Source organism: Magnetospirillum aberrantis SpK, from assembly GCF_011022235.1.
Taxonomy (GTDB): domain Bacteria; phylum Pseudomonadota; class Alphaproteobacteria; order Rhodospirillales; family Magnetospirillaceae; genus Magnetospirillum; species Magnetospirillum aberrantis.
This window is the reverse complement of record NZ_JAAIYP010000035.1, coordinates 107,447-119,925: the sequence shown is the minus strand read 5'-3', so window position 1 is coordinate 119,925 and position 12,479 is coordinate 107,447. Positions and strand designations below refer to the sequence as shown.

Here is a 12,479-nt window from a genome sequence, read left to right as displayed (position 1 = left end):
ACCGCCCCGCCCCCCAAGCCAAGGAGATTCAGTCGGCCACCGCCACCGCGTCGGGGTGCGTGCCCCATTCGGCCCACGATCCGTCATAGACGGCGACGTCGTCTTTGCCCAACAGGTAAAGGGCCAGCGCCAGGGTGCAGGCGGTGATACCCGATCCACAGGATGTCACCGCCGGACGGGTGAAGTCGAAGCCGGCGGCCTCGAACCGGGCGCGCAGTTCGGCGGCCGGTTTCATGGTCCTGGTGGTTTCGTCCACCAACTCGCCAAAGGGTACGTTCAGCGCGCCGGGCATGTGCCCCACGTGCCGGGTCGGCCACGGTTCGGGGGCGGTGGCGGCGAAACGTTCCGCCGAACGGGCGTCCACCACCTGTTCGCGCCGGCTGTCGAGGTTGGCCCGCATCTGGTCGAAACTGCGCACCAGGGTCGCGTTGACATAGGGCATGAAATGGCGGTCGCGCGGCATGGGCGGCAAATCCTCGATGGCGTGGCCCTCGGCCACCCATTTCGACAAACCGCCGTCCAGCACCGCCACGTCACGATGGCCGAATACCCGGAACGTCCACCACACCCGCGCGGCGCCCAATCCGGCAGTGTCGTAGACCACGATCTTGTGGCCGTTGCCCAGGCCCAGCCGGCGAACCTTGCTGGCGAACAGTTCGGGACGCGGCAACATGTGCGGCAATTGTACCGAGGTGTCGGCGATTTCATCGATGTCGAAGAACACCGCGCCGGGAATGTGGCTGGCTTCGTATTCCTGACGGGCATTCCGGCCCGCGGCGGGCATGTGCCAACTGGCGTCGACCACGCGCACGTCGGGCGCGGACAGGTGCGCCGCCAGCCACTCGGTGGTGACCAGGGCGTCCGGGTTGGGATAGGTCATGCTTCCCTCGGAATGATTGGCTGGGGTGCCGCCCTAGGCCAGCCATTCCGGAACGGGCAGGTCGCGCTCTTTCAGGAAGGCCGGATTGAACAGCTTGCTTTGGTAGCGCGTACCATAATCGCAAAGCACTGTCACCACCGTATGGCCCGGCCCCAGCTTGCGGGCCACCTGGATGGCGGCGGCGACGTTGACGCCCGATGATCCGCCCAGCACCAGCCCTTCCTTCTGGACCAGTTCGAAGATGACACCCAGCGCTTCGGGGTCGGTGACCTGAACCTGGTCGTCGATGGGGGCGCCCACCAGGTTCTTGGTGATGCGGCCCTGGCCGATGCCTTCGGTGATCGAACCGCCCTCGGCCTTGAGCTCGCCATGGGCATAATGGTGGTAAAGGGCCGAGCCCATGGGATCGGCCAGGACGATGCGGATGTCCTTGTCGTGCTCCTTGAGCGCCATGCCGGTGCCGGCCAGCGTGCCGCCGGTGCCCACCGCGCAGGTGAAGGCGTCCACCTTGCCCCCGGTCTGGCGCCAGATTTCCTGGCCGGTGGTGCGATAGTGGCCCAGGCGGTTGGCGACGTTGTCGAACTGGTTGGCCCACAGCACGCCGTTGGCTTCGGTCTTGGCCAACTCGCCGGCCAGGGCTTCGGAATAGCGGACGTAATTGCCGGGGTTGGAATAGGGCACGGCCGGCACCAGACGCAGGTCGGCGCCGATCAGCCGCAGCATGTCCTTCTTTTCCTGGCTTTGCGTCTCGGGCATGACGATGACCGTCCGATAGCCCAAGGCGTTGCCCACCAATGTCAGGCCGATGCCGGTGTTGCCGGCGGTGCCTTCGACGATGACGCCGCCGGGCTTCAGCAAGCCCTTTTCCTCGGCGTCCTGGATGATGGCCAGCGCCGCGCGGTCCTTGACCGAACCGCCGGGGTTCAGGAACTCCGCCTTGCCCAGGATGGTGCAGCCGGTGGCCGCCGACGGCCCGTGCAGCTTGATCAGCGGGGTACGGCCGATGGTGTCGAGGAAGCCGTCGCGGACGTCGGTCATTCAGTCTCTCATTCGTGTGTATGATTCACTTCATACACAATATTAAATGTGTATATTGATATCAATACAAAATTGTGATGTTAAATATGACATCGAGAAAGGCCCCCATTCGCGAAGGAAGGGGGCCTTGCCGCTTCAGCGCTGCCAGCGGCGGCGCAATTCCTGTCGTTCCAGCATCAGCCATTGCACGGCGATCACCGCCATGGAATTGGCGACGCGGCCGTCCTTGACCATGGCATAGGCTTCCTCGACCGGCACGGTGAAGACGCGGATATCCTCGCCCTCGTGCTCCAGTCCGTGCAGGCCGTCGATGGTCGATGTGTCCACCTTGGCGACGAACAGCTCGACCGTTTCGCTGGAACCGCCGGGGGTGATGATGAACTTGCCGACATGCTCTATGTGCTCGGGGGTGGCGCCGGCCTCTTCTTCGGCTTCGCGCAAGGCCACCTGTTCGGGTGTCTCGCCGTCCTCGATGATGCCGGCGACGCATTCGATCAGCCACGGATACTGGCCGGCGGCCAGGGCGCCCATGCGGAACTGTTCGATCAGGGCGATGGCATCGCGTTCGGGGTCGTACAGGATGACCACCACGGCGTGACCGCGTTCGAAGATTTCACGGGTGATCTCTCCGGTCCAGCCGCCGGCGAAGGTGCGATGGCGGACCCGATAGCGATCAATCGCGAAATAGCCTTGGAACTCGCGCGTCCTGGCGACGATCTGCACGTCGTCGTCGGTGAAGCGGTGGGCGGTCATCCTGGTCTCCGTTCGCGGGGGGGCGAGAGACCAGGAGTACCCCGCGGCCCGGTCTATGGCAAGGCGGCGATCAGCGCCAGCGCGTCGGCGCTGGGCCGGCGTTCCTGGCGCTGATAGACGGCGCCGTCGCGGGTGCGCTTCAGCCATCCGCCGTCCACCAGTTCGCGGCGCAACAGGGCATGGTCGCCAAACAGGTGTTGTGCGGCCAACGCCTCGTTGACCTGTTTTTCCGTCATGGTGTGGCGGGCGGGCAGGCGCGACCACAAGACCCACAGGCACAATTGCCGCTCGGTGTGCTTGCCGGGCCAGCGCACCATGCGGCCCTTGTCGTCGAAATGACGAAGGGTGCGCCGAACGCGCAGGTAATCGGGCGGCGGGGCCGGTTCGGTTGGTTGCTCCAGGGCGGCGCGGGCGGCATCCTGGGCGCGGAAATGCTGGAAATTGCGCCAGCCGGCGCCGCGCGCCAGAATGTTCAGCAGTTCGACGTGGCCGGGCTGATGGTCAAGGCGGGCCAGTTCACCCTTGAGGGTGCGGGCCAAGGCCGAAATGTCCTCGGCGTGATAGGGAAGATGGGTGCGCGACATCGCTTATCCTCACGACGTGCCGGAAATCCAAGTGGGATTGTCGGTGGTCGCCGGCTTCCGACGCGGCACGGGACAAGGTGTCGGGTCGAAGAAAACAAGGACAAGCGGCAGGTTTAGCTCCCCTCGCGGGGCGGCGACGCCTGGGTGAACTGCCGACCGGGGACGCTTATACGCCCGGTCGGCATCCGGGATCAATAGCCGACGAAAGTGCCGGCGGCGCCGATGAAGGTGGTGAACAGTCCCAGCAACAGGTTGACCAGGATGATGGCGCGGATGCGGCCTTGCTGTACCGCCGCTGCGCCCAGGTCGTTGATGGCCAGTGCCCGGCGGAACAGGACGAAGGGCACGACAAGCATGTAGAGGAACAGCGCGATCATCACCGCGCCGACGATCTGCATGACGTCGATATGCAGGTTGCCGCCGGTGATGCCGCCGCGATAGCCGGTCAGCAACACACCGTAACCGGTGACCAGAAGCACAGCCACCGACACCCCCACCCAGGCGAAGAAACGCGGCAGCACCCGGCTCCACAGCGTCAGGCGCAACGAAACCGACATCTCGGTGACCGCCGGCCGCAACACCATGTGGGCATAGAACATGCCGCCCACCCAGATGACGGCGGCAAGGGTGTGCAGGCCGATGGCCGCGGCGAAACTGTAGTCCATGATTTTCCTTTAAAATCCCAGCTTGCCGGCGATTTCGTCGGCAAGCGCCTTGATTTCCTTGGTGGCGGTATGGCGCGGGTTGCTTTCGGCGACGCCCTTGCCTTCCATCATCGACGCGGCGAAGGCGACGCGGTTGCCCAGGACGGTGGCGGCCACCGGCATGTCGGCCTCGACGATCTTGCGGCGAACCGCGTCCACCAGTTTGCCCTTCGGCGGCGTGCGGTTGAACACCACCAAGGCCGTCGACTTCTCCTTCTTCGCCATGTCCAGCGTCGGCTGGGTCGCCCACAAATCCATGGGCGACGGCTGCATGGGCACCATGATCAGGTCGGCGGCGCGCACCGCGATGCGCACGTCCGTTTCCGCATGTGGCGGCGAATCCACCAAGATCAGGTCGGTGTCGCGCTTCATGCGGTCCAGTTCGTTGGTCAGGCGCCAGCCCGAGGCCTGGACGAAAGAGATGCCGGCCCCGTCGGGGGCCACCAGCGCCTTGCGCACTTCGTACCATGTGGCCAACGACCCCTGGGGGTCGATGTCGATCAGACCGACGCGCTTGCCGGCACGGGCATAGCTCACCGCCAATTGGGCGGCCATGGTGGTCTTGCCCGCGCCGCCCTTTTGCTGGGCGATGGTGACGATCTTGGCCGGCATGGCTTCCCCCTTTGGGTGCGGCTTTTTAGAGTACTTGGAAAAGGCTAGCCGGTTCGTGCGGTTTTGCAAGTGCGAATGGTCACGGGACCGCAACCGGGACGCGGCTGCCGTCGCATTTCACGCCTTTGGTGAACAAGGTTTCCTCGCCCATGTCGCAGCGGTCGTCGAACACGAAGCCGGGAATCTGCCGGTTGGCGTAAGGGGCGACCGTCCAATGCTGGTTGCCCCGCCACACGGCGCAGCCGTGACGGTCGAGGATATCCGCCAGGGTGACGGGCTTCAGCCACTGCATCAGGCCGTTTTTCCAATAGGTGTGGTCGTTGGTGAACCAGGTGTATTCGTCGTTCGGGAACAGCGGCGCCAGCTTGGCGGAATAACGGCCTTGCGCGTTCATGTCGCCGCGCTGGAAGGCATAGGATTGGGCCGAGGCGGCGTCGTAGTAGATCTTGGCGCAACCGGGAAAGCGGGCGCCCAGGTCGATGGCCATCTGTTCCTCGGTCCAGCCCCGCAATTCTGCGTTCTGTTTGGCCATTTGCGGAATCTGCAACGCCACCAGCACCACCAGCACCGTTCCCCAGAAACGGGTATGGATGTGTGGCATCAGGGGCCGGCTCAGGCTCCACAATGCCGCCAGCAACGGCCCGGTCAGCACCAGTGCTGGCATCAGGTAATGGGCGGCGGGCTGTTTCGCCACCGACAGAACCACCAGCACCTGGGCGGCGACGATGCCGGCCGCAAGGCGGGCGAAACGGTCTTGTTCCATCAGGCCGCGGCGGCGCAGCCGGAAATAGGCGGTCAACAGCAAGACCGTGCCGACCACGCCCAGGGACATGAATAGCTTCGACGAAAACAGCTTGAGCACGGCACGGGGATAACGGCCGGTGTCGATCACCGTGGCGGCCCCTTCGCCATAGGCCCCCGAATGCATCACCATGCGGCCGATCCAATCCACCCAGATGGACCACGAGGGAAGGGCCGGGGCGACGAACACCACCAGGGCGGCGGCACCGACACCCGCGTAGATCAGGAAGCGACGGCGGTCCACCAGCAGCAGCGGCAACACCCCCAGCACGGCGAAATGCACCTTGCACGCGATTCCCAGCGCCATGGCGACGCCGGCCAAGGCGGCGGCACGGTCCCATTTGCCATCGTCGCGGGGACGGATCAGCGGCATGACGGCCGCCACCAGCAGGGCGACGGCGATGACAAGAAACGGTTCGGGTTTGGGATGCAGGGCGAATTTGGGAACGATGCGCGACAAAAGGGGCGCTGTCTGGGCCAATAGCGCCGGCAGCAATGCCCCGGTGGCCCCCCATACCGCGCGCCCCATCCACCACAGCGACAGGCCGATCAACACGTAGATGACGCTGGTGGCGGCGACCAGCACGTCCTCGGCGTCGCGCAGGACCGCGTCCACCGTCGCCTCGGTCGAGGTCAGGGGATGCAACGCCTTGATGGTGGCGGCGATCAGAACCTGGACTGGTGTTCCGGGATGGGAAATGTCGGTGGGAGCCAATCCCTCGACGATGCGCAGGCCGTTCAGCAGGTAGTAATAGTCGGGGTCCAGGTTGAAGCTTTGCCAGAACGGCAAGCTGGAGGCCCGCATGACAAAGAGAACCGCGACGAAGGCGAGAGGCAGCAGCCACAGGGCGGCGCGTGACATGAAATCGTTCTTGTTCATCGAGGAACCAGCATGCCGTAGAAGTTGGCGCTCCACAAAGGGGGCGGGGTCAAAAGGGCCCAGGACAGGAAACGATGCACCAGGGCGTCGGTCACCATGCGCCGACGCGAGCCCTGGCGCTGGGGCCAGACGGCGGCAAGGTCGTAGCCGGCAAAGCCCGCCAACTGTTTCAACGACAAGGGGTTGAACGCGGTGCGGTGGGTCAGGTCGCCGAATTGCCATTGCAGCGCCCATGGCGAAGACACGTTGGGAACCTTGACGATCACCCGCGCTTGCGGCTCCAGACGCGGCCGCAGAGCGGTCAAAAGGCGGGCGGCGTCTTCAGGGGAGAAATGTTCCAACACGTCCAGGATTACCACCCGGTCAAAGCGCCCCAAGCCGTCGTCGGCCAGGGTCTCCCAGACGTCGCGGCAGGTGAAGCGTTCGCGCACGTTTTCCGGGATCACCTGTGCCAGCGCCGGGTCATGGTCGATGCCGTGGAAACGTCCGACATTCTTGCCGGCGAGGTATGCCAGGAAGGCCCCGGTGCCGCAACCGAGCTCAAGAAAGGAATGGCTTGCCAGGCATTGTGCCGGCCGCCAAATCTCGGCGTCGAAGCGGGCGACCTGCTTGCGCCCCACATTGGGGGGGCGATAGCCCTTGTAGTCGGCATAGGAAGCGTAGAAACCATCGCAGCTTGTGGATGTCACGGCATGTCCTCCCTGGGGGCAGGTGTAACGGAAGGCGACCTTAGGGGCAAGTTTCGCCGTCCGGGGTTCACCTTGCGTATTGCGCCGCCGGAACCGCCGGAGCATGATCCGCCCCGCATTCCATCCCCCCCGAAGGTGTCCTCTCATGGAATTGTTCCTGCAAGCCCTGCTGCTCGGCGTTGTCGAGGGGCTGACCGAGTTCCTGCCGGTGTCGTCCACCGGCCACCTGATCTTGTTGGGCGACATGCTGGGATTTCAGGGCCCCCCCGGAAAGACGTTCGAGATCGTCATCCAGCTGGGGGCCATCCTGGCCGTCTGCGTGGTCTATTGGCAGCGCCTGTGGGGGGCGGCGAGCGGGCTTGGTTCCGATCCGGCGGCGCGGGCGTTCGTGCGCAACATCCTGATCGGCTTCTTGCCGGCCATGGCCATCGGCGCCGTGGCGTACAAGGCCATCCGCGCGCTGCTGGATTCGCCCGTGGTGGTGGCGGTCGCCCTGGTGGTCGGCGGTTTCGTCATCCTGGCTATCGAGCGGCTGGTCAAGAGCCCCAAGGTGCACAGCGTCGAAACCATGCCCATGCCCACCGCGCTCAAGATCGGCCTGTTTCAATGCGTGGCGATGATCCCCGGCGTGTCGCGATCGGGCGCCACCATCATGGGGTCCTTGCTGTTGGGGGTCGATCGCAAGGCGGCGGCGGAGTTCTCGTTCTTCCTGGCCATTCCGACCATGATCGCCGCCACCGTGTTCAAGATGTACAAGGACTGGTCGGCGCTGTCTTTCGACAATATGGCGTTGATCGCGGTCGGTTTCGTCGCCGCCTTCGTCGCGGCGCTGGTGGTGGTGCGTGCCGCCATCGCCTTCATCAGCCGGCACGGTTTCGCTCCCTTCGCCTGGTATCGCATCGTCTTCGGTTCGGTGATGCTGGCCATGCTGTTGACCCGCTGACGTTACCAAGCGTTACCGTTCCGTCGTTGACAGTAAAACCTGCGGGCGCAATGTGTGAGGCATGCGAAACGCCCGTCTTTTCATAATGCTTGCCGTCGCCGTCACCCTGGGCGGCGGCTGGTACGTGTTCAGCCACCGCGACACCGGAAACGGTTCCCAGACGACCGAGAAAACGGCGCGGCCGGTGGTCACCCACACCGTGGTTCCCCGCGCCATGCCCGTTCGGATCACCGCCGTCGGCAACGTGCAGTCGCCGTCGGTGGTCGCGGTGCGTCCCCGCGTCGAAGGCGAGATCATCAAGGTGCACATCGTCGAGGGCCAGGAGGTCAACGAGGGCGCCCCGCTGTTTACCCTGGATTTCCGCTCAGCCGAAGCCTCGCGCAAGCAGGCCGAGGCGAGTCTTGCCCGCGACCGGGCGCAACTGGACCGGGCCCGGCGCGACCTTGACCGCTATACCACCTTGCTGAAATCGGGTTCCGCCACCCGACAGAAGGTCGAACAACTGACGTCCGACGTCGGTGTCTATCAGGCGGCGATCAAGGCCGATCTGGCGGCTATCGACAACGCCAAGCTGGCTTTGGATTACGCCTTCATCAAGGCGCCGGTGGCCGGTCGGATCGGGGTCATCGACGGCAAGCTGGGGGCGCTGGCCAAGCCGGGCGACGCCCAGCCCTTGGTCACCATCACCCAATTGCGGCCGGTCACCGTGGCCTTCGCCGTGCCCGAGAACCATCTGGGGCGCATCCGCGCCGCCATGGCCGCCGGTCCGGTCGAAGTGGCGGTCACCGCCGGGGCCGATCCGTCCTCGCGTTCGGTCGGGCGTCTGACGTTCATGGATTCGGCCATCGACATCGCCACCGCCACCATCACGCTCAAGGCGACCTTCGCCAACGACGACACCCGGCTGTGGCCCGGCCAGTACGTCAACGTCACCTTGGTTCTGGGCACCGAGGCCGACGCCCTGAGCGTGCCGTCCGAGGCGGTGCAGACCGGGCAGAACGGCCAATACGTCTTTGTCGTCGATGCCGCGTCCAAGGTTCGCCTTGTCCCGGTGACGGTAGACCGCGAGGTTGACGGCCAGACCGTGGTGAAAAGCGGGGTCAGTCCTGGCGACAAGGTGGTGATCGAAGGCCAGATGCGGCTGGCGCCTGGGGTCGAGGTGGTGGAAAAAAGCCGGACGGCATCGTGATGGGCATCTCGGAAATCTTCATCCGCCGGCCGATCGCCACCTTGTTGCTGACGTTGGCTTTGGTGTTCGCCGGTCTGGCCGGCTGGCGGCAATTGCCGGTGGCGGCGCTGCCCAACGTGGATTTCCCGACCATCAGCGTTTCCGCCTCATTGCCGGGGGCCAGTCCCGAAACCATGGCGTCGTCGGTGGCGTCGCCGCTGGAGCGCGAGTTTTCGACCATCGCCGGGGTCGAGACCATCACCTCGTCTTCGGGCCAGGGCACGACGTCCATCACCTTGTCCTTCGTCCTGGACCGCGACATCGACGCCGCCGCCCAGGACGTTCAGGCGGCCATCGCCCGCGCCGAACGGCGCCTTCCCGACGAGATGACCACGCCGCCCAGTTTCCGCAAGGTCAACCCGGCGGACAGTCCGGTGGTGTTGCTGGCGTTGTCGTCCGAGACGCTGTCGCTGGCGACGCTGGACCGCTATGCCCAGACCATCTTGTCGCCCAAGATCTCGCGCCTGTCGGGTGTGGCCCAAGTGCTGATCTATGGCAGCCAGAAATACGCCGTCAGGATCCACCTTGATCCCGACGCGCTGGCGGCGCGCGGACTGGCGGTGGACGAGGTGTCGAGCGCCATCACCAACGCCAACACCAATTCACCGCTTGGCGTGCTGAACGGTCCGAAACAACAGGTGACCCTTCAGGCCAATCCGCAATTGCCCGATGCCGCAGCCTTCAACCAGTTGGTGGTGGCGTGGCGCGACGGCGCGCCGGTGCGGCTCAGGGATGTGGGACAGGCCTTCGACGGCGTCGAGAACGACCGTACCGCCAGTTGGTTCAATGGCACCCGCGCCATCGTGGTGGCGATCCAGCGCCAGCCCGACGCCAACACGGTCGAGGTGGTGGATTCGGTGCGCTCGCTGCTGCCCTCGATCCGCGACAGCCTGCCGCCGACCGCCAAGATCGACGTGATGAACGACCGCTCGCGCTCGATCCGCGACGCCATCGAGGATGTCCAGCTGACCTTCGCCGTCACCGTGGCGTTGGTGGTGATGGTCATCTTCCTGTTCCTGCGCCGCCTGTCCGCCACCATCATTCCCGCCGTCGCCATGCCGGTGTCGCTGGTGGCGACGCTGGGGGTGATGGAGATGTTGGGCTATTCGCTCGACAACATCTCGCTGTTGGGGCTGACGCTGTCGGTGGGCTTGGTGGTGGACGACGCCATCGTCATGCTGGAAAACATCCAGCGCCATGTGGACGAGGGCATGAAACCCTTTGACGCGGCCCTGAAAGGCGCACGCGAAATCGCCTTCACCATCGTTTCCATCACCGTGTCGCTGATTGCCGTGTTCATTCCCATCCTGGCCATGGGCGGCGTCATCGGCCGGCTGTTCCACGAATTCGCCATGGTGGTCAGCATCGCCATCGTGCTGTCGGCGGTGGTGTCCCTAACCCTGACGCCGGCCATGTGCGCCCGTTGGCTGCGGCCGGAACACGGCACGGCCTCGGGTTCGGTGGAACGATGGCTGGAACGCGGTTTCGACCGTTTGCTGGCGCTTTATCGTACTGCGCTCGACTGGGTGCTGGACCACAGCGCCAGCATGGGTGTCCTGACCCTGGCGACCATCGTGGCCACGGGGTGGCTGTTCGTGTCGGTGCCCAAGGGGTTCTTCCCCACCGAGGATACCGGCCAGATCACCATCCAGACCGAGGCGTCCCAGGACATCAGCTTCGCCGCCATGGCGGAAATGCAAAAACGGGTGGCCGACGTGGTGCTGTCCGATCCGCATGTGGCCACCGTGACCTCGGCGGTGGGCGTTTCCGGCATGTCCAACGCCACCAACGCCGGGCGCATGTTCGTCAATCTGGTGGACCGCACCGAACGCCCGCCGGTGACCGAGGTCATCCAGCGTTTGCGCAAGAAACTGGGGCCCATAGCCGGCCTGAACGTCTACATGACGCCGGTGCAGAACCTGAGTGTCGGCGGCCGTATGTCCAAGGCCATGTACCAATACACCCTGGAAGGCATCGACCAGGACGAGCTTTATGCCTTCGCCGAAAGCATGAAAGCGGCCATGGCCGCCAACCCGTTGTTTCAGGACGTCAACTCGGACCTTCAGATCAAGAGCTTGCAAGCCATGGTCGACGTCGACCGCGACAAGGCGGCGGCGCTGGGGGTGAAGCTCGAGGCGGTGCGGTCGACGTTGTATTCGGCCTATGGCACGCGACAGATTTCCACCATCTTCAAACCCGAGGACGATTATCAGGTGGTGATCGAGATGGCGCCCCGCTATCAGGCCGACACCAATGCCCTGTCGCGGCTCAAGGTGCGGTCGTCGGGCGGGCAACTGGTGTCGTTGGACGCCGTCGCCTCCATCGAACGTCAGGTGGGACCGCTGACCGTCAACCACCAATCGCAATTGCCGGCGGTGACCATTTCCTTCAACGTCGCCCCCGGTCATTCCCTGGGCGAGGCGGTCGAGGCCATTCACCAGCTTCAGGGGCGCTCGGCCATGCCGCCGGGCATCACCCCCACCTTCGCCGGCAATGCCAAGGTGTTCCAGGATTCGTTGCAGAACCAGGGGCTCTTGCTGTTGGGTGCGGTGGTGGTGATCTACATTGTGTTGGGCGTCTTGTACGAAAGCCTGATCCATCCGGTCACGATTCTGTCTGGTTTGCCGTCGGCGGCGGTGGGGGCGTTGGCAACGCTGTCGCTGTTCGGTCAGGAATTGTCGGTGATCGCCATGATCGGCATCCTGATGCTGATCGGCATCGTCAAGAAGAACGCCATCATGATGATCGACTTCGCGCTCGAGGCGCAGCGGCACCAGAACCTGCCAGCGCGTGAGGCGATCCGTCAGGCCTGTCTGTTGCGTTTCCGCCCCATCATGATGACCACCATGGCGGCGATCATGGGGACGTTGCCCATCGCGCTGGGCATCGGCGCGGCGGCGGAACTGCGTCAGCCACTGGGGCTGTCGGTGGTCGGCGGATTGCTGGTCAGCCAGTTGCTGACGCTGTTCATCACGCCGGTCATCTATCTATGGTTCGAACGTCTGAGCGACATGGTCCGGCGGCGCGGCAGCTCCGCCACGCCGTAGTTCATCAAAGCTTCGCTTGAGATCGAGAGGGGGCGGGGCTATTTGCCTGTCCATCATGTCAGGGACGAAAACCATGCATTCCCCATCCGGCGCCTTTCAGAACGGCGACGAATTCCACCACTGCCCCGCCTGTGGTCGCCGCACCCGCCATCGCGTCAGCCGCGAGCGTAAGTTGGCGCCGGTGCTGTGGTGCCAGAGTTGTTTCCATGTCCATGTGGAAACAGCTCCGATTGCCCGGTCCCCCCAATCCGAGGAACGGGCCGCCTGAGATATTCCGGGCGTTGCTCGGGCGGTGACGATGGTCCATCATCGTCACCCTG

The 12,479-nt window shown here is 64.7% G+C and carries 12 protein-coding genes; 4 read left to right on the top strand and 8 right to left on the bottom strand.

Translation table 11 applies throughout. The features are described 5' to 3' along the window. Window positions 1-28: 28 nt before the first annotated feature. The 8 genes from sseA to G4223_RS08760 all read right to left on the bottom strand — a co-directional run bounded on the left by sseA (window position 29) and on the right by G4223_RS08760 (window position 6,941). Window positions 29-880, bottom strand: coding sequence for a 3-mercaptopyruvate sulfurtransferase (gene sseA, locus G4223_RS08795; protein ID WP_163677946.1), 852 nt, complete (start codon window positions 878-880; stop codon window positions 29-31). A gap of 33 nt (window positions 881-913) precedes the next feature. Beyond that, the gene (locus G4223_RS08790; RefSeq protein WP_163677943.1) at window positions 914-1,918 is read right to left on the bottom strand and encodes a cysteine synthase A; all 1,005 of its coding nucleotides are present in this window, start codon (window positions 1,916-1,918) and stop codon (window positions 914-916) included. A 135-nt stretch (window positions 1,919-2,053) separates the two neighbouring features. After that, a complete protein-coding gene (locus G4223_RS08785; RefSeq protein ID WP_163677940.1) occupies window positions 2,054-2,671 on the bottom strand; it encodes an NUDIX domain-containing protein in 618 nt (205 codons plus the stop codon). Window positions 2,672-2,724: 53 nt separating this feature from the next. Beyond that, complete coding sequence (locus G4223_RS08780) at window positions 2,725-3,255, bottom strand: DUF2087 domain-containing protein (protein WP_163677937.1); 531 nt, start codon at window positions 3,253-3,255, stop codon at window positions 2,725-2,727. A gap of 191 nt (window positions 3,256-3,446) precedes the next feature. Continuing rightward, window positions 3,447-3,920, bottom strand: a complete 474-nt coding sequence (locus tag G4223_RS08775; RefSeq protein WP_163677934.1) for a hypothetical protein — start codon at window positions 3,918-3,920, stop codon at window positions 3,447-3,449. Window positions 3,921-3,929: 9 nt separating this feature from the next. Further along, window positions 3,930-4,571 carry a ParA family partition ATPase gene (gene parA, locus G4223_RS08770; RefSeq protein WP_163677931.1) on the bottom strand — a complete coding sequence of 214 codons (642 nt, stop codon included), beginning with the start codon at window positions 4,569-4,571 and terminating at the stop codon, window positions 3,930-3,932. 79 nt (window positions 4,572-4,650) lie between these two features. Then, the gene (locus G4223_RS08765) at window positions 4,651-6,234 is read right to left on the bottom strand and encodes a hypothetical protein (RefSeq protein WP_241004038.1); all 1,584 of its coding nucleotides are present in this window, start codon (window positions 6,232-6,234) and stop codon (window positions 4,651-4,653) included. 14 nt (window positions 6,235-6,248) lie between these two features. Further along, window positions 6,249-6,941 (bottom strand): methyltransferase domain-containing protein, encoded by a 693-nt coding sequence (locus tag G4223_RS08760; RefSeq protein WP_163677925.1) that lies wholly within the window; start codon window positions 6,939-6,941, stop codon window positions 6,249-6,251. Window positions 6,942-7,086: 145 nt separating this feature from the next. On the opposite strand from G4223_RS08760, the gene G4223_RS08755 reads away from it, so the two are divergent. The 4 genes from G4223_RS08755 (at window position 7,087) to G4223_RS08740 (ending at window position 12,427) form a co-directional block, all read left to right on the top strand. After that, window positions 7,087-7,884, top strand: coding sequence for an undecaprenyl-diphosphate phosphatase (locus G4223_RS08755; protein WP_163677922.1), 798 nt, complete (start codon window positions 7,087-7,089; stop codon window positions 7,882-7,884). Window positions 7,885-7,945: 61 nt separating this feature from the next. Then, entirely contained in the window at window positions 7,946-9,073 is a 1,128-nt protein-coding gene (locus tag G4223_RS08750; RefSeq protein ID WP_163677919.1) for an efflux RND transporter periplasmic adaptor subunit, read from the top strand. After that, entirely contained in the window at window positions 9,073-12,159 is a 3,087-nt protein-coding gene (locus G4223_RS08745; protein WP_163678259.1) for an efflux RND transporter permease subunit, read from the top strand. Before G4223_RS08750 ends, G4223_RS08745 begins: the two co-directional genes overlap by 1 nt. Before the next feature lie 73 nt (window positions 12,160-12,232). Continuing rightward, a complete protein-coding gene (locus G4223_RS08740) occupies window positions 12,233-12,427 on the top strand; it encodes a hypothetical protein (protein WP_163677657.1) in 195 nt (64 codons plus the stop codon). Window positions 12,428-12,479 lie beyond the last annotated feature (52 nt).

What these genes read in the sequence shown, in the direction of transcription:
- sseA (WP_163677946.1), bottom strand. Translation starts at nt 880, where the DNA reads ATGACCTATCCCAACCCGGACGCCCTGGTCACCACCGAGTGGCTGGCG.
- G4223_RS08790 (WP_163677943.1), bottom strand. Translation starts at nt 1,918, where the DNA reads ATGACCGACGTCCGCGACGGCTTCCTCGACACCATCGGCCGTACCCCG.
- G4223_RS08785 (WP_163677940.1), bottom strand. Translation starts at nt 2,671, where the DNA reads ATGACCGCCCACCGCTTCACCGACGACGACGTGCAGATCGTCGCCAGG.
- G4223_RS08780 (WP_163677937.1), bottom strand. Translation starts at nt 3,255, where the DNA reads ATGTCGCGCACCCATCTTCCCTATCACGCCGAGGACATTTCGGCCTTG.
- G4223_RS08775 (WP_163677934.1), bottom strand. Translation starts at nt 3,920, where the DNA reads ATGGACTACAGTTTCGCCGCGGCCATCGGCCTGCACACCCTTGCCGCC.
- parA (WP_163677931.1), bottom strand. Translation starts at nt 4,571, where the DNA reads ATGCCGGCCAAGATCGTCACCATCGCCCAGCAAAAGGGCGGCGCGGGC.
- G4223_RS08765 (WP_241004038.1), bottom strand. Translation starts at nt 6,234, where the DNA reads ATGTCACGCGCCGCCCTGTGGCTGCTGCCTCTCGCCTTCGTCGCGGTT.
- G4223_RS08755 (WP_163677922.1), top strand. Translation starts at nt 7,087, where the DNA reads ATGGAATTGTTCCTGCAAGCCCTGCTGCTCGGCGTTGTCGAGGGGCTG.
- G4223_RS08750 (WP_163677919.1), top strand. Translation starts at nt 7,946, where the DNA reads ATGCGAAACGCCCGTCTTTTCATAATGCTTGCCGTCGCCGTCACCCTG.
- G4223_RS08745 (WP_163678259.1), top strand. Translation starts at nt 9,073, where the DNA reads ATGGGCATCTCGGAAATCTTCATCCGCCGGCCGATCGCCACCTTGTTG.
- G4223_RS08740 (WP_163677657.1), top strand. Translation starts at nt 12,233, where the DNA reads ATGCATTCCCCATCCGGCGCCTTTCAGAACGGCGACGAATTCCACCAC.